This window comes from Luteibacter yeojuensis, from assembly GCF_000964085.1.
GTDB lineage: Bacteria > Pseudomonadota > Gammaproteobacteria > Xanthomonadales > Rhodanobacteraceae > Luteibacter > Luteibacter yeojuensis_A.
Map to the genome: position 1 here is coordinate 89,298 of NZ_JZRB01000007.1, position 14,235 is coordinate 103,532.

Genomic DNA, 14,235 nt, shown 5'->3' on the forward strand with positions numbered 1-14,235 from the left:
ACCGCCCAAGCCCCCGACCATGGCGCCACCCGACGACGCCCCGGCCGCTGCGCTGGACCCGAGTGCCCAGGGCGCCGGGGCGCGTACCCGCCAGCTGTTCGCCATGCCCGCCGTGGTCCTCCAGACCGCGACGGCAACCGGCTATGGCCTGTGGATGGTGCTGGGCACGGCCGTGGCACTGGGGTCGTACCCCGATGGCCGCGGCGACGTGCTGGTGCCGCTCTCGTTCGGGCTGGTGCTGGTCGGCCTGGGCCTCGTGGCCACCTGCCTGCGCCTGCCGTTCGCCCGCGAGTGGCACGGCTGGGATCCATTCAGGCGCATGTTGCCTACCACCGAGGGCATGGTGGCGATGGCGAACTTCCTCCCCATGCTGGCGCTTGGCGGCCTGGCGCGGGGTGAGAACGATTTCTGGGCCACCCGGCTCGCGGGCGCCGCATTGATGCTCTGCAGCCTGGCGACGCTGATCTACACCGCGCGCGGCGTGGTGAAGGAGATGCCGGCGCCGCTGGCGGCGGTGGCCAACGCGCAGCCCATGGGCCGCGCGGTGTCGGCGGTGTTCGCCGGTGGGTTGTGGTTCTGGCGGTGCGTCGCGCTGCAGGTTGAGACGACAGTCGGGCCCCTGAACCCCTGGCGCCTGAGCATGCTGGCCCTGGGCCTGGTGCTTGGCGTGATCGAAGGCATGCGCTGGCGCGCCTTGCGGCAGATGGCCGAGGAACGTGGCCATGGCACGGCCCCCGCCGCCGGGGGCACGGGCACGCTGCTGGCGTGGTGCTTCGGCATCGCGGCGCTGTCGGTGGGGCTGCCGTGCGTCCTGCTGGTCTCCCACCCCACGGGCCCGCTGGTGGCCGTGGCCGCTGGTATGGCCGCGTTAAGCTGCGTTATCGGTCAATGTCTTGAGCAACGGTTGTACGGACGCGCCTGGGCGCAGTTCGGCGGCGCTTAAACCACTTTCCACATACGGGTAGACAATGAAGAAGATCCTCCTTGCCTCGCTCGTCCTTGCCGCGCTGCCTCTCGCTGCCCAGGCCCAGGACGCTTTCGCCCCCAACACGGTCGCCCCGGCGCCGAGCTCCGACGCCTCGAAGAACGGCGGCTGGACAGGTTCCGGTGAGTTCGGCTTCGCCTCGTCGCGCGGCAATTCGCGTTCGGAGAACGCAAACGCCAAGCTCGGCCTTTCGCAGGAAAACGAAGTGTGGAAGAACAACTTCTTCCTCAACGGCCTGCGTTCGAAGGGTGATGTCGAAGTCCAGGACGCCAACGGCAACACCGTGGACAAGTTCAGCACCACGGCCAACCGCTACGACACCGGCGCCTCGGTCGGCTACAAGTTCGACCCGCGCAGCTACGTCGTCACCGCCGCGCGTTATGAGCACGACGATTTCGGCGCCAACCTGTGGCAGGGCATCGTCTCGGTCGGCTACGGCTACATCGCGCTGAAGAACGAGCGCGCCGAGCTCTCGTTCGAAATCGGCCCCGGTTTCAAGCGCTACCAGCCGGCCAAGACCACCGAGGACGAAACCCAGCCCGATGGCACCGTGGTGGCGGTCACCCGCACGCCCAGCGCCGAAAGCGAAGTGGTCGGCCGCGGCCTGGTGAACGGCAAGTACCGCCTCACCGACAACACCGCGCTGGAAGATACGTTCCTGGTGGAAGCGGGCTCCAAGAACCAGTACTACCAGAACGACATCGGCCTCTCGGTCAGCATGACCAAGAAGATGGCGCTGAAGCTCGGCTACCAGATCCGCTACAACAGCGACACGCAGCCCGGCACGGTCAGCACCGACAAGCTGATGACGACGAACCTCGTCTACAACTTCTGACGTTGCATCGCGCGCAAGCGCGCTCCCACAAGAGGGGCACCACGCCTTTCTGTGGGAGCGCGCTTGCGCGCGATGCCCCACCCTCACCGCTGGGGCTTAAGCAACTCCCCCGCCCCCTGCGCCAGCAACATCGCCGCCACCGCATGCCCCAGCGCCACAGGCGTATCCCCGTCGCTATCCGCCTGCGCGCGGATCAGCTCACCCGTGTGCGCATCGCCCACCAGGCCATGCAGCGTGAGCCCGAACTCCGCCACCACGCACATGGCGCCGATGGCGACGGCGCAGCTGCCGCCCAGTTGTTCGTTCAACGCGCGCTCGGCGTCCACCGCCAGGCGCGTGTCGGCGTCGTCGATGGCGGCCATCAGCTCCGCCACGCGGGTATCGCCCTCGCGGATCTCCACGGTGATGGCGCCCTGGCCCGGTGCCGGCAGCCAGTCGGGGCTGGCCAGGCGGGTGCGGACGCGGCCGCCGAGGCCGAGGCGGTCGACCCCCGCGCAGGCCAGCACGATGGCGTCGTAATGGCCCTCGTCGAGCTTGGCCAGGCGCGTGTTGACGTTGCCGCGCAGGTCGAGCAGCTGCAGGTCGGGGCGCAGCGCACGCAGCTGGGCCTGGCGGCGTAGCGACGACGTGCCCACGCGGGCGCCGTTCGGCAGTTCGGCCAGGGTGGCGTAATCGTTGCTGATGAAGCCATCCGCGGCATCGGCGCGCGGCAGGATGGCCGACAGGGCGAAGCCCGGTTCCAGCACGGCCGGCACATCTTTCAGCGAATGCACCGCGATATCGGCGCGGCCCTCTTCCATCGCCACTTCCAGTTCCTTGAGGAACAGGCCCTTGCCGCCGATGGTGGCCAGCGAGCGGTCGAGCACTTCATCGCCCCGCGTGGAGAGCGGCACCAGCTCCACCGCCAGCCCGGGGTGCGCCTGGCGCAGCAGTGCAGCCACGTGTTCGGCTTGCCAGAGGGCCAGCGCGCTCTTGCGGGTGGCGATGCGAAGCGGTGCGATCATGGGGTGTCCGGTGGGGCGGCGTGCGATGGTGCCATTGTCCCGTAAAACGCCGGCGGCGCGCAGGGATCAGTTGTCGCTACGCAGCAGCTGGCGCACGGCCGGCAGGTTGCGGCGGCTCACTTCCGGCGCGCTTTCGGTACCCGCCAGCCGCGCAAGGACGCGGCCATCGGCCAGCGTGCGCAGGCCCGTCAGCCGCTCGCGTGGCACCAGGCAGTTGCGGTGCAGGCGGATCACCCGGTCGCCCAGGGCGGCCTCCAGCTGGCGCAGCGAATCATCGATGAGGCGCGAGCCACCGACGTGCTCAATGGTGACGTACTTTTCGCCGGCCACCAGCAGCAGCACGTCGGCCAGCGGGATGCGCACCTCGTCATTGCCACTGCGTGCGCGCAGCCACGCGCCGCGCGCCGGCTGGGTGGGCGTGAGCCGCGCCGCGGCGCGGTCCAGCGCCTCGTCCAGGCGCTCGGCGCGCACGGGTTTCAGCAGGTAATCCACCGCGCCGACATCAAACGCGCTGAGCGCGTGTTGCTCGTACGCGGTGCAGAACACGACCAGCGGGCGCGATGGCATCGCGGCGAGCTTCGCCGCCACCGCCGTGCCGGAAAGGCCGGGCATCTCGATATCCAGCAGCAGCACATCGGGCCGCTCGCTGGCGCATGCGGCCAGCGCGGCATCGCCATCGGCGACGCTGCCCACCAGCTCCACGTCGCTGCGGCGGGCGAGCAGGCTGGCCAGCCGTGCCCGCGCCAGCGGCTCGTCATCGGCGACCAGGACGCGCACGCGCTACCTCCGGCAGGAACAGGGTGACGACGAAGCGGCCATCGCGCGCCTCGGCCTTCACCGTGGCGCGCTCGCCGAACTGCAGCCGCACGCGCTCGCGCACGCTGCGCAGGCCATGCCCGGTGCCGGGGGTGGCGGGTGCGTCGGCCAGCGGGTTATCCACGGTGACCGCCACGCCGCCCTCGACACGGCGGCCGCCCAGGCGCACCACGCCGCCCGCGCGCGACGGCTGGATGCCGTGGCGGATGGCGTTTTCCACCAGCGGCTGCAGGAGCAGGCGCGGCATGGGCAGCGCCTCGGGCGTATCGATGTCGCGTTCCACCTGCAGCCGCGCGCCGAGGCGCAGGGCTTCGATCTCAAGGTACTGGTCGACGAGGCGCCATTCCTCGCCCAGCGTGCCCTGCGCGGCGCCTTCGCTCCCCAGCGCGGCGCGGAACAGCTCCGCCAGGTTTTCCACCGTGCGTTCGGCGGCGTCGGGGTCGACGCGGATCAGCGCCGCCACGGCGTTCATGCTGTTGAAGAGGAAATGCGGGCGGATACGCGCCTGCAGCGCGGCCACCTGGGCCTGCGCCACCGCCTCGACGCGGACCTGCCACTGCGCCACCACGTAGAAGTAGCGCAGCATGGCGGCGCCCAGCAGGCCGGTGGCCAGCAAGGTATCGCGGACGAAGCGCGCCATCGACGGCGGCGTGAGCCCAGCCCCCAGGTTATGGTCGAGCCACGCGACGACGGCGCTGGTGAGGCCGACCATCGACATCAGCACGAGCCAGACGGCCGCATAGGGCAAGATGCCCGGCAGCCGCTGCATCAGGGGCTTCGCCTTGCACAACACCACGGTGAGCAGGATGGCGAGCCATGCCGTGTAGAGCACCCCAACCGACAGTGAACTCACCCGCAGGTCGCCACCCGGGGCAAGCCACATTAGGCACGCGGTGATCGTGCCCACCACCAGCAACGCGAACAGGGTCGGCAGGCTGCAGAAATCCGGCAGCGGCGCCGACGCGCGGGGCGTGGTGGGCAGGTCAGGGGACGCATCGGCCATGCGCGGAGTATGCCGGAACCAACCCCCTGTAGGAGCGCGCTTGCGCGCGATGCCCCTGGTCAAACCGCGCCGAAAATCCCACCGAGCCAGGCCCGTATATCCCCAATCTCCGGCAAGCTAACCTGGTGCCCCATCGGGTAGGTATGCCAATCGATCCGATGCCCCAGCGTCTCGAGCAACTGCTTCGACTGCTCACCCAGCGCCAGCGGCACGACCGGGTCGGCCACGCCATGCCCCCAGAAGATCGGCGTGGCATGGTTCGCGCCCGCGCGTTCCGCCTCGATCGTGTCATGCAACGGCAGGTAGGCCGACAGCACCAGCAGCCCCGCCAGCGTTTCACGGTGGCGCAAACCCGCAGACAGCGTCATGGCGCCACCCTGCGAGAACCCCGCCAGCACGATGCGCGAGGCTGGCACGCCGCGTTCCTGCTCGCGGGCTATCAGCTGCTCCACCTCGTCGATGGAAAGGCGGATGCCCTCGGCGTCCTGCTTGTCCGCGATGGCCAGGCCCTTGATGTCGTACCACGCGCGCATGGGCACGCCGTTGTTGACGGTGACCGGGCGCACCGGCGCATGCGGGAACACAAAGCGGATGCCCGGCCAGGCGGGGTCCACCAGCTCAGGCACGATCGGCGCAAAGTCGTTGCCGTCGGCACCCAGGCCGTGCAGCCAGATCACCGCCCACTCGGGCGCGGGGCGGGTTTCGTGTTCGACGGTGGGGAGGGGCATGGCGGGGGTCCGGGCGTGGGGGATCGGGGCATCGTAGCAGCCGCGCTTATCGGAACAGGTGCGGCACGAAGCAGCTGGTGTTCCGCGTGATGCGGTCGTTGTCCTCGCGGATGCCGATGCCCGCAGGCTGGTCGCCGATGATCCATGAGCCCACGAGCGCGTGGCGGCCGTCGAACACGGGCAGCGGCGCGAGGGCCTGGTACACCGTATGCGGTGCCGCGACGCCGCGCTCGTGTGCGCCGAGGATGCGGATGCCCTCGCCTTCCCGCCCCCAGAACGGCTTCGCCACCGCCGGCCCCGCGACGTCCTCGCGGCGCAGGCTGGCGGGCAGCAGGTTCGGGTGGTTCGGGAACCATTCCCACAGCAGTGGCAGGATGGCCTTGTTCGACAGCAGCATCTTCCACGCCGGCTCGATGAAGCGCGTGCGCGACGGTGCGATGTGCGGCGCGAAGGCCTCGGTGACCAGCCACTCCCATGGGTAGAGCTTGAACAGGCGGTCGATGGGCCGGTCGGCGGGGTCGATGAACGCGCGGCCGTTCCAGCCAATTTCCTCGATGTCGAGCGCCTGCACCTCGTGGCCGGCTTGCAGGCAGGTATCGAGCAGGTAATCGGTGGTGGTGCCATCTTCCGGGTTGTCGTAGCACGCGGCGAAGTGCACGCGGTTGCCACCACCCATGGTGCGCCACCGTTCCACCAGCTTCTCGTGGATCGAATTGAACTGGTCGGCGCTGGGTTCGCGCGCTTCAAGCCAGTACCACTGCACCACCGAGGCTTCAAACAGCGACGTGGGCGTATCGGCGTTGTACTCGAGCAACCTGGGTGGCGAGACGCCATCCCACGACAGGTCCATGCGCCCGTACAACGAGGGCTCGCGGTCGAACCAGCTGCGCTCGGCAAGCCGTGCCGCGTCGTCCGTCAGGCCCAGCGCCGCGTAGCGGCCATCCCGGACGATGCGGTCCACGGCTTCCAGGCACATCGCATGCAGTTCGCCCGTGGCCGCTTCCACCGCATCGATGGCATCCGACTCGAACACGTAGCACGCGTCTTCACGCCAGTACGGCTGGCCGTCCAGCGTGTGGAAGCCAAAGCCGACGGCTTCCACCTCGGCCTGCCAGTTCGGTCGCGGCGTGATCGCTTCGCGGCGCATCAGCCGCCCCGTGCGCCGACGCGGCCGCTGGAACCAAAGCCGCCGCGCGAGCCGAAATCGAAGCCCGTCGGGCCGTGCCCGGTGAACCCGGTGGCACCGCTGGTGCCGCTGGCTGCGTACGCCCGCCCCGGGCCGGGGTCTCCTGCCACGCGGTGGCTGCTCCAGTCGCTGCGGTACCACGGGCCGTAGTAGTGGTACCCGCCGTAGTAACCGCCGCCGCTGTCGCGTGACTGCTCGTAGGTGCACTGCCCCGTGGCGTAGTCGTGCTCGCAGTCTTCCTTGCTGGCGTAGCTGTTGCGCTGCACGTCGGTGCTGGGCCAGGCCGCGTAGCCGACCAGGCCGATGACACCCACGGCGACGGCGGCCGAGCGCATGCGCTTGCCGCGGTCGCCGATGTTGAACAACGGCTCCGCCTTGCCGGCGGGGTGGAACGAGGGGTGCCGGTACCCGGGCGGCAGGTCGGGCTTCTTTTGTTTCGCCATGGCCGCGACCTCAGTAGGTCATGGCGGCGGCGTTGAGCGCGCCGACGCACGTGGCCACCACGGCCACGAACAGCGCCACCGAGCACATGTTCGCCTCGATCTTGCCGCGCAGGTCGCGGACGATGAGCCGAAGCACCCCGTGCGTCGCCAGCTGCACCGCCCATGCGACCGCGCCCCACAGGGCCAGGTCGAGCAGGCTCACGCTATGGGCGATGGCGCTGGCCAGCGGCAGGACGAAGCCGATGGCGGCGCCGGCCAGGCTGATGGCGGCGGCGAGGTTGCCCGCGCTGATCAGCGCCATCTCGCGCTGGGGGGTGATCCAGATGTACGTCACCAGGAACGCGACGAAGTAGAGGATGCCCAGGCCAAGGTAGGCCACGAAGGCGGGCAGGGTGAACAGATCCGCTGCGAACACGAACGCTTCCTTGTAAAAACGGCCTCCGTTGGCCGCCCCGCCATCATAGGCGAGGCGGCGCCGGTATTACTCGCCCAGCCCCAGCTCATTCGCAAAGAATGTCATCGACAGCGCCGCGTTGCCCACCCGCTGGCTGAAGGGTGCACCGATGCCATGCCCGGCGTTCATGCGGGTGAGTAGCAGCACGGGGTTGCCCGAGGTGCTGGCGTCCTGCAGGCTCGCGGCGAACTTGCGTGACTGCCACGGTGCCACGCGCGGGTCGTTGGCGCCGGTGGTAAGCAGCACCGACGGGTAGTTCGTGCCCTTCTTCACGTTGTACAGCGGGCCGTACGCGCGCATGGCCTTGGCTACGGCGGGATCCTTCACCGAGCCGTATTCGCTGACGTTGTACGGGCCGTTGGCGAACGCGGTTTCGTGGCGGGCCACGTCGTAGATGCCAACCATGGCGACGACGGCACGGTACTGCTCCGGGTGCTGCGTGAGCAGCGCGCCCATCAGCAGGCCGCCGTTGCTGCCGCCCAGGATGCCGAGGTGCTTCGTGTCGGTCCACTTCGTGTCGACCAGCGCTTTCGAGGCGGCGTAGAAGTCGTCGAACACATTCTGCTTGCGGGTCTTCTGGCCCTGCTCGTGCCACTGTTCGCCAAACTCGTTACCGCCGCGGATGTTCGCGTAGGCCAGCACGCCGCCGCGTTCCAGCCATGCCAGGTTGGGGCCGATGAAGCCCGGGGTCACCGGGATGCCGAAACCGCCGTAGCTGTAGAGGATGGTCGGGCGCTTGCCGTTGGGCGTGATGCCATCCATGGAGATGAGGGTGACGGGGATCTTGGTGCCGTCTTTCGACGTGCCGTCGATGCGGGTGACGCGCACCTTCGAGTAATCGGCGGCGGGCTTCACCTCGAACACGGTCTTCAGCGTGCCACTGGTGCCGTCGTATTCGGCCCAGCGGGTGGGCTGCGTCCAGCCGCTGTACGTGACCAGCGCCTTGTCCTGGCCTTCTTCGGCCGCGACGCCGCCGATGGTGATGCCGGTGGCGGGCAGCGGCAGGCGGCGGACGAACGTGGCCTTGCCGTCGTACTGGTCGGCCCACCAGTCGGGGCCGGCGCTGCGCACCACGAGGAAGCCGTTGCCCATGGGCGTGACGCGCTGGATGGCGCCCTCGCCCTGCGGTAGCACGTCGGTGGCCTTGCCCGTGGCATCGAGCGCCACGACCTTGCCGCGCGGCGCACCGACGAAGGTCACCACGTAGAGTTTGCCGCCCACCCAGTGCGCCGAACGCACGTCGGCCTCGCGGCCCAGCGCCTTCTTGAACGCGCCGTTGCCCTGGCGCAGGTAGACCTCGGCCGGGCCACCATCGCCTTCGTTCGCGAGCAGCGCGGTGGCCTTGCCGCCGTCGCCCGCCATGAGGATGTACTCGGCGACGGGCGAGTAGCCCTTGCCGAACACCACGGTGTCCTTCTCCTGGGTGGTGCCGATGACGTGGTGCGCAAGGTACGCATCGAACTCGCGCAGTGGCTTGTCCTTGGTCGGCGCGTCGAAGCGCGCGTACGTCACGCCCTTCTCGTCGCCATCCCACGACAGCGCCTGCGGCGTGGTGCCGCCACCGGCCCACGGCAGGCTATCGCTGAGCGGCTTGCCGGTCTGCGTATCGAGGATGTGGATGGTGGTGAGCTCGCTGCCGCCCTCGGCCGTGCCGTAGGCGAGGTAGCGGCCGCTCGGCGAGGGCCAGTATTCGGTGATGGCGGTGTTGCCGTCGCCCTTGTTGAGGTCCACCAGCGTGCGGACGGGGCCATCGGGCCAGGCCTTCGCCACCAGCACGGGCTGCGGCTGCGGCGGCGTGTTCTCGAAGTAGAACAGCGTGCCACCGGCCAGTTCGGGCGACGAGCGCGTGGTGGAAGTGATGGCGAGCTCACGGATGCGCGCGCTCAGCTCCTTGCCCATGGGCATCTTGCCGATGGTGCCTTCGGTGTAGGCGTTCTGCGCCTCGATCCACTTCTGCACGCCCTCGCCGTCGGGGTTTTCCAGCCAGCGGTACGGGTCGGTGAGCGCCTGGCCGCCGAGGGTGTCCTGCACGGCGTGCTGCGGCGTCGGCGGCGGGGTGGCCGTGGCGGCATGGGCCGCGCAGGCGGCGAACAGGCTGAGTGCCAGGAGGCGGGGGGCGAAGGGGCGCATGGGGCAACCTCGGGGAACGGGGCACCGAGCGTAGCAAACCCATGACGCCTGGCACCCCTGCCGCCAGTTGGGGCGCGGCACCCGTTATCCTCGTCCGATTTACCGTTGCAAGGCCACCCCATGCGCACGCTCGCCACCGCCCTTCTCGCCGCCCTGGCCGCCGCGCCGGCCCTCGCCGCGCCGCCCCCGCCGCTGGACATGGAAACGATCATGGCCGACCCGGACTGGATCGGGCAGGCGGTGGAAGACCCGTACTGGAGCGTCGACGGCAGCCAGGTCTACTACTCGCTCAAGCGCGACGGCAGCCCGGTGCGCGACCTCTACCGCGTGCCTGCGGCGGGCGGCCCGGCCGTGAAGCTCGACCCCGCGGCCGCCGCCACGGCCGATGGCACGAAGCAGGTGTTCGACCACGACCACCGCCACGCGGCCTTCGTGCGCCATGGCGACATCTTCCTCCGCGACGTGGCCAGTGGCCGCACCGTGCAGGTCACGCGCTCCGCGAAGGCCGAGACCTCGCCGCGCCTTTCGGCCGATGGCCGCCTGCTCACGTGGCGCGCGGGCGACGACTGGTTCGCGTACGACACGGCGGGCGGCCCGGCGTGGCAGGCCGCCGTGGTCGAGGCCAAGGACGATCCGAAGAAAGACAAGAGCGACGACCTGCAGGACCAGCAACAGGCGCTGTTCTCCACGCTGCGCGGGCTGAAGAGCGACGAAAAGGCGATGAAGGCCGATGCGGACCAGCTCGCCGCCGCTGACCCGGCCCGCGCGCCGGAATCGTTCTACCTCGGCAAGGATGTCGCCATCGTCGACACCTCGCTCTCGCCCGATGGCCGCTACATGCTGGTGGTGACGAAGGCCAAGGGCGCGGATGACGGCAAGGTGGCCGACCTCACCCATTACGTCACCGACTCGGGTTACGCCGAGCCGGAAAGCACGCGCACCTACGTGGGCCGCAACGACCCGGCGCCGCAGGCGCTGAAGCTGCTCGACCTGCGAGGCCACGCCGTGTTCAACCTCGATACCGCCACGCTGCCGGGCATCCACGACGACCCGCTCGCGGATATCCGCGCGAAGACCGTTGCCGCCCTGCGCAAGGAAGGCAAGGACGACCGCGCCGACGCGCTGGCGGTGCCGAAGACGCGCCCGGTGGTGGTGAATGCCGAATACAGCCCGGGCATCGTGTGGAGCGACGATGGCCAGCAGGTGGCCGTGCAGCTGCGCGCGGTGGACAACAAGGATCGCTGGATCGCCACGGTGGATTTCGCCCACCATGCACTCGCCACCCAGCACCGCCTCACCGACAAGGCGTGGATCAACTGGGACAACAACGATTTCGGCTTCCTGCGCGATGGCCGCACGCTGTGGTACCTGAGCGAGGAAAGCGGTTACTCGCACCTCTACACGCGCCCCCTCGGCGGCAAGGCCACGGCGCTCACATCGGGCCACTTCGAGGTCGACCACCCGGTGCTCAGCGGCGACGGCAAGACGTTCTACGTGCGCACCAACCCGGTGGCGCCGTACAGCTTCGATGTCTACAAGGTGCCGGCGGCGGGTGGCGCGCTCACGCGCGTCACGAAGTACGAGGGCATGGATGATTTCGCGCTGTCGCCCGATGGCCGCCAGCTGGCCGTGCTGCACTCCGCGCCGTACGTGCCCTCGCAGCTCGCCACGGTGGGCGTCGATGGCGGTACGCCGCGCGAGCTCACCCACACGGTGAAGCCGGCCTTCGCCGAACGCCAGTGGATCGCGCCGAAGATCGTGCAGGTGCCGTCGAAGCACGGCGCCGGCACCATTTATGCGAAGTTCTACGGCCCGGCCGATGCCACGCAAGCCGCCTCGCGGCCCGCCGTGATCTTCGTGCATGGCGCGGGCTATCTGCAGAACGTGCACCTGTCGTACCCGTCGTACTTCCGCGAGCAGATGTTTCACAACCTGCTGGTGCAGCGCGGCTACGTGGTGCTCGACATGGATTACCGCGCGTCGAAGGGCTACGGCCGCGACTGGCGCACGGCCATCTACCGCAACATGGGCCATCCGGAACTGGACGACCTGCTCGACGGCAAGGCCTGGCTGGTTGCGAACCAGGGCGTCGACCCGAAGCGCGTGGGCATCTACGGCGGCAGCTACGGTGGCTTCATGACCCTGATGGCCCTGCTGCGCGCGCCGGGCGAATTCGCGGCCGGCGCCGCGTTGCGCCCGGTCACCGACTGGACTTCGTACAACCACGACTACACCGCCAACATCCTCAACGACCCGCAGCTCGATCCCGAGGCCTACGCCACCAGCTCGCCCATCCAGTACGCCGACAAGCTGCAGGACCCGCTGCTGATCGAACACGGCCTCATCGACGACAACGTGCTGGCCAGCGATTCGATCCGCCTGTACCAGCGCTTCATCGAACTGCACAAAAAGAACTTCTGGATGTCGCTGTACCCGATGGAGCGCCACGGCTTCGTCCACCCCGATTCGTGGCACGACGAATACCGCCGCATCGATGAATTGTTCAAGGACAAGCTCGGCCAATAAAGCGCCCGCCCACCCCATGTAGGAGCCCACCCCCGTGGGCGACCGCTCTTCGCGAATGGCTGTCGCCCACGGGTGTGGGCTCCTACACGCAAGCAGGCAAGCGTGCATGGTGAAAATTTACGCGGAATTTACGGCGGTGCCTGCCGGCCTTACACCGTAAATATCCACGCGGCAGAAAAATACGCTCCGTCCCCTCATGACGGAACCTTCCCGTGGAATTCCTGTGCGTCCTCCTCATCGTCGTGCTCACGGCGGTGACGATCGGCTTCCTGATGATCTGCGACCGGCTCGGTCGCCGCTAAGGGAGCCGCCATGTCCTTCATCTATGTCGTGGCCACGCTGCTTGCCGTGGCCCTGTGCGGCTACCTTTGCGTGGCCCTGCTGAAGCCGGAGTGGTTCGAATGACCACCAACGACTTCCTGCAGCTTGGCCTTTACCTCGCCGTGTTGATGGCCCTGGTAAAACCGCTGGGCGCCTACATGGCGCTCGTGTTCGCCGATGCGCCCAACCGGGTGACACGGGTGGGTGCGCCCGTCGAACGCCTGCTCTACCGGCTCGCTGGCGTGCGTGCCGACGAAGACATGGGCTGGAAGCGCTACGCCCTCGCCATGCTGGTCTTCAACGTGGCCGGCGTGGCCGCGGTGTACCTGCTGCAGCGCACGCAGCAGTGGTTGCCGCTGAACCCGCAGCACCTGGGCACCATCACGCCCGATTCGGCGATGAACACCGCCATCAGCTTTGCCACCAACACCAACTGGCAGGGCTACGCGGGTGAATCGACCATGAGCTACCTCACCCAGATGCTCGGCCTGGCGGTGCAGAACTTCCTTTCCGCGGCCACGGGCATCGCCGTGCTCATCGCGGTGGTGCGTGGCTTCGCGCGCCGCGGCGCCGGGGCCGTCGGCAATTTCTGGGTCGACGTGACGCGCACCACGGTGTACATCCTGGTGCCCTTCTCCCTCCTTATCGCCGTGCTGCTCCTCTCGCAGGGCGTGGTGCAGACGCTTTCGCCGTACGTGGACGTCGCCACGCTGCAGCATGGCACGCAAAGCCTGCCGCTGGGCCCGGTCGCCTCGCAGGAGGCGATCAAGATGCTCGGCACGAACGGCGGCGGTTTCTTCAACGCGAACTCGGCGCACCCGTTCGAAAACCCCACGCCGTTCTCCAACTTCATCGAGATGCTGGCTATCTTCGCGATCCCGGCCTCGCTCTGCTACACCTTCGGGAGCATGGTGGGCGACCGTCGCCAGGGCTGGGCCATCCTTGCCACGATGCTGCTGATCTTCGTGCCGCTCACCGTCGGCCTGGTGGCCGCGGAGCAGGCCGGTAATCCGGCCTTGCACGGCCTCGCCATCGACGCGCAGGCATCGGCGATGCAGGCCGGCGGTAACATGGAAGGCAAGGAAACCCGCTTTGGCATCGCCTCTTCCGGCCTGTTCGCGGCCATCACCACGGCCGCTTCGTGTGGCGCGGTGAACGCCATGCACGATTCGCTCACGCCACTGGGCGGCCTGGTGCCGATGTGGCTGATGCAGCTGGGCGAGGTGATCTTCGGCGGCGTGGGCTCCGGGCTATACGGCATGCTGGCCTTCGCCGTGGTCGCGGTCTTCATCGCGGGCCTCATGGTGGGCCGCACGCCGGAATACCTGGGCAAGAAGATCGAGGCCCACGAGATGAAGATGGCGAGCCTGGCCGTGCTCATCCCCTGCGCGCTGGTGGTGGTGTGCACCGCCATCGCGGTGATGGTGCCAGGCGGCAAGGCGGGCATCGCCAACCCCGGCGCGCACGGCTTCAGCGAAATGCTCTATGCCGTGAGCTCGGCTGCCAACAACAACGGCAGCGCGTTCGCCGGCCTTTCCGCGAACACGCCGTTCTGGAACACCTTGCTGGCCATCTGCATGTTCCTGGCGCGGTTCCCGCTTGCCATCGCCATGCTGGCCATGGCCGGTTCGCTGGCCGCCAAGCGCCACGTGCCGCCCTCGGCCGGCACCCTGCCTACGCACACGCCGCTGTTCATCGCGCTGCTGGCCTGCGTCGTCATCGTCGTCGGCGCGCTTACCTTCCTCCCGGCGCTGGCCCTCGGGCCGATCGTCGAGCACCTCACGTCCATCACGGGCCACTGAAT

General features: G+C 68.8%; 13 protein-coding genes. 5 read left to right on the top strand and 8 right to left on the bottom strand.

All coding sequences use genetic code 11. From position 1 onward, the window contains the following. Window positions 1–19: 19 nt before the first annotated feature. Both VI08_RS04240 and VI08_RS04245 read left to right on the top strand, forming a co-directional pair. Window positions 20–943: a hypothetical protein gene (locus VI08_RS04240; protein WP_045828304.1), complete on the top strand. Its 924-nt coding sequence runs from the start codon at window positions 20–22 to the stop codon at window positions 941–943. A gap of 25 nt (window positions 944–968) precedes the next feature. Next, a complete protein-coding gene (locus VI08_RS04245) occupies window positions 969–1,820 on the top strand; it encodes a DUF481 domain-containing protein (protein WP_045828305.1) in 852 nt (283 codons plus the stop codon). Between the two features lie 83 nt (window positions 1,821–1,903). Here the strand turns inward: VI08_RS04245 and hemC are convergent, their stop codons facing one another. The 8 genes from hemC to VI08_RS04285 form a co-directional block, all read right to left on the bottom strand. Next, window positions 1,904–2,824, bottom strand: a complete 921-nt coding sequence (gene hemC, locus VI08_RS04250) for a hydroxymethylbilane synthase (RefSeq protein WP_045828306.1) — start codon at window positions 2,822–2,824, stop codon at window positions 1,904–1,906. A gap of 66 nt (window positions 2,825–2,890) precedes the next feature. Further along, the gene (locus tag VI08_RS04255; RefSeq protein ID WP_045828307.1) at window positions 2,891–3,601 is read right to left on the bottom strand and encodes a LytR/AlgR family response regulator transcription factor; all 711 of its coding nucleotides are present in this window, start codon (window positions 3,599–3,601) and stop codon (window positions 2,891–2,893) included. Further along, window positions 3,579–4,643: a sensor histidine kinase gene (locus VI08_RS04260; RefSeq protein ID WP_045828308.1), complete on the bottom strand. Its 1,065-nt coding sequence runs from the start codon at window positions 4,641–4,643 to the stop codon at window positions 3,579–3,581. The genes VI08_RS04255 and VI08_RS04260 overlap by 23 nt, the downstream gene beginning before the upstream one ends. Window positions 4,644–4,702: 59 nt before the next feature. Next, complete coding sequence (locus VI08_RS04265; protein ID WP_045828309.1) at window positions 4,703–5,371, bottom strand: alpha/beta hydrolase; 669 nt, start codon at window positions 5,369–5,371, stop codon at window positions 4,703–4,705. Between the two features lie 46 nt (window positions 5,372–5,417). Further along, on the bottom strand, window positions 5,418–6,518 hold the full coding sequence (locus VI08_RS04270; RefSeq protein ID WP_045828310.1) for a glutathionylspermidine synthase family protein: 1,101 nt from the start codon (window positions 6,516–6,518) through the stop codon (window positions 5,418–5,420). After that, complete coding sequence (locus VI08_RS04275; protein ID WP_045828311.1) at window positions 6,518–7,000, bottom strand: hypothetical protein; 483 nt, start codon at window positions 6,998–7,000, stop codon at window positions 6,518–6,520. The genes VI08_RS04270 and VI08_RS04275 overlap by 1 nt, the downstream gene beginning before the upstream one ends. Window positions 7,001–7,010: 10 nt before the next feature. Beyond that, the gene (locus VI08_RS04280) at window positions 7,011–7,415 is read right to left on the bottom strand and encodes a DUF350 domain-containing protein (RefSeq protein ID WP_045828312.1); all 405 of its coding nucleotides are present in this window, start codon (window positions 7,413–7,415) and stop codon (window positions 7,011–7,013) included. A 66-nt stretch (window positions 7,416–7,481) separates the two neighbouring features. Next, on the bottom strand, window positions 7,482–9,584 hold the full coding sequence (locus VI08_RS04285; RefSeq protein WP_052697680.1) for a prolyl oligopeptidase family serine peptidase: 2,103 nt from the start codon (window positions 9,582–9,584) through the stop codon (window positions 7,482–7,484). Between the two features lie 120 nt (window positions 9,585–9,704). Here VI08_RS04285 and VI08_RS04290 point away from each other — a divergent pair, with 120 nt between their 5' ends. From VI08_RS04290 to kdpA, 3 genes are all read left to right on the top strand, one after another. Further along, complete coding sequence (locus VI08_RS04290; RefSeq protein WP_045828313.1) at window positions 9,705–12,110, top strand: S9 family peptidase; 2,406 nt, start codon at window positions 9,705–9,707, stop codon at window positions 12,108–12,110. 312 nt (window positions 12,111–12,422) lie between these two features. Then, the gene (gene kdpF, locus VI08_RS21160; protein WP_084621248.1) at window positions 12,423–12,515 is read left to right on the top strand and encodes a K(+)-transporting ATPase subunit F; all 93 of its coding nucleotides are present in this window, start codon (window positions 12,423–12,425) and stop codon (window positions 12,513–12,515) included. After that, on the top strand, window positions 12,512–14,233 hold the full coding sequence (kdpA, locus tag VI08_RS04295; RefSeq protein ID WP_045828314.1) for a potassium-transporting ATPase subunit KdpA: 1,722 nt from the start codon (window positions 12,512–12,514) through the stop codon (window positions 14,231–14,233). The genes kdpF and kdpA overlap by 4 nt, the downstream gene beginning before the upstream one ends. The last annotated feature ends 2 nt before the right edge of the window (window positions 14,234–14,235 follow it).

What these genes read in the sequence shown, in the direction of transcription:
- VI08_RS04285 (WP_052697680.1), bottom strand. Translation starts at nt 9,584, where the DNA reads ATGCGCCCCTTCGCCCCCCGCCTCCTGGCACTCAGCCTGTTCGCCGCC.
- VI08_RS04275 (WP_045828311.1), bottom strand. Translation starts at nt 7,000, where the DNA reads ATGGCGAAACAAAAGAAGCCCGACCTGCCGCCCGGGTACCGGCACCCC.
- VI08_RS04240 (WP_045828304.1), top strand. Translation starts at nt 20, where the DNA reads ATGGCGCCACCCGACGACGCCCCGGCCGCTGCGCTGGACCCGAGTGCC.
- VI08_RS04265 (WP_045828309.1), bottom strand. Translation starts at nt 5,371, where the DNA reads ATGCCCCTCCCCACCGTCGAACACGAAACCCGCCCCGCGCCCGAGTGG.
- hemC (WP_045828306.1), bottom strand. Translation starts at nt 2,824, where the DNA reads ATGATCGCACCGCTTCGCATCGCCACCCGCAAGAGCGCGCTGGCCCTC.
- kdpA (WP_045828314.1), top strand. Translation starts at nt 12,512, where the DNA reads ATGACCACCAACGACTTCCTGCAGCTTGGCCTTTACCTCGCCGTGTTG.
- VI08_RS04290 (WP_045828313.1), top strand. Translation starts at nt 9,705, where the DNA reads ATGCGCACGCTCGCCACCGCCCTTCTCGCCGCCCTGGCCGCCGCGCCG.
- VI08_RS04270 (WP_045828310.1), bottom strand. Translation starts at nt 6,518, where the DNA reads ATGCGCCGCGAAGCGATCACGCCGCGACCGAACTGGCAGGCCGAGGTG.
- kdpF (WP_084621248.1), top strand. Translation starts at nt 12,423, where the DNA reads ATGTCCTTCATCTATGTCGTGGCCACGCTGCTTGCCGTGGCCCTGTGC.
- VI08_RS04260 (WP_045828308.1), bottom strand. Translation starts at nt 4,643, where the DNA reads ATGGCCGATGCGTCCCCTGACCTGCCCACCACGCCCCGCGCGTCGGCG.
- VI08_RS04245 (WP_045828305.1), top strand. Translation starts at nt 969, where the DNA reads ATGAAGAAGATCCTCCTTGCCTCGCTCGTCCTTGCCGCGCTGCCTCTC.